Source organism: Acidobacteriota bacterium (assembly GCA_030949985.1).
Lineage (GTDB): Bacteria > Acidobacteriota > Polarisedimenticolia > J045 > J045 > JALTMS01.
The window spans coordinates 1-1,257 of the sequence record JAUZRX010000031.1 but is presented as its reverse complement, the minus strand read 5'-3'; the positions used below and the strand labels follow the sequence as shown (position 1 = coordinate 1,257).

General features: G+C 67.5%; 1 protein-coding gene. It reads right to left on the bottom strand.

The features are described 5' to 3' along the window. Positions 1–1,257, bottom strand: a 1,257-nt coding sequence (amoB, locus tag Q9Q40_09365; protein ID MDQ7007429.1) for a bacterial ammonia monooxygenase, subunit AmoB, incomplete at both ends; no start/stop codon positions are given.

The window sequence follows — 1,257 nt, the reverse complement described above, 5'->3', positions numbered from 1 at the left end:
GAGCGCTGCGGCCAGGGCCAGACCGGCCCCGGCCGCCCGCTCGCGCATCACGGTCATCCGGTACGGCATGTCGCTGCCGTTCCGGACCCTGGCCTCGGATGCCGTACTCGATGCTCGACTCACTGTCCACGTACTGCCGGTAACGGTTGCCGGCATCGTCGTAGAAGAAGATGAGCCCGCCGAAGCGGCGCACGGGGGACCTGACGACATCGCCGAGCCCCTGGATCTGCCAGACGGCGTCCTCGGCGTGCAGCATCACGGTCCGTGTCTCCCCGGGGGCGATCTCGGCCGGACCGTTGGCGTCCACTTTCAGCACCTGGCGGATATACTCCTCGGGATAACCCTCGATGCTCCGCGCCAGGGCCGCTCCCGCGGCGCCGGGCAGGGCCTCGGGGTCCTTGACGAAGCGGATGCCGGCGGTGGCGAACTCGGCGACCCGAACGGGCCGTTCCGCATTGTTGGTGATCCGCACCTCCAGCTTCAGCGCCCGCTTGGGCAGGTTGTAGATTGCCTGCAGGGCCCGGGCCTTCACCAGCGGTTCCGGCTCCTCCAGCGGGTCGACCGGCGTCTTGCCGGTCTGCAGCGGCATGACCACAGGGTGGTCCGCGTTGGCCTTGATGGTCGTGCCGATGACGATCACCACCGTGGCGGCGAGCACGACGACACCCGCGACCACGTCCTGGCGGGTGATGATGAGCTTGTGGTCGACGTTCTCCTGCAGCGCCCGGTAGCGCGGGATCAGGGTCGGCCTCCTGACCCACCAGATCAGCCAGGCGGCGCCGAACAGCAGCCAGAAGATGTGATGGCCGTAGATGTTGCCGAGGCTGTAGGTCTCCAGGTTCTCCACCTGGATCTGCCCGTCACGCCCGGCCCGCACCGGGGCGACGTAGTCCGACCAGGCCCCGCCGACACTGGTCCATTCGCCCGGCCCCGCGATCGGCCCGCTGCCGGTCACCTGGAGCGACGGGTGGATGTGCCAGGTTCCCGGGATGCGGGCCTGCATGACCAGCTTGAACTCGTAGGTATGCCCCAGCTCCAGCCCGGTGGACTTCACCAGCGGGGTGCCGTTGATGTAGGTCTCCCGCTTGGCGAACACCGCCGCCGGTCCGGCCGACTGCAGATAGACCGGATCCGGGTTCTTGATGCTGGCGGGCCAGTATTTCCTCACCGGCAGATAGACCTTGCCGGTGATGGTGAGCATGTCACCCACCTTCATGTTCTTGAGGTCACCGTTGCTGGCTTCCCACTTGACGTCGT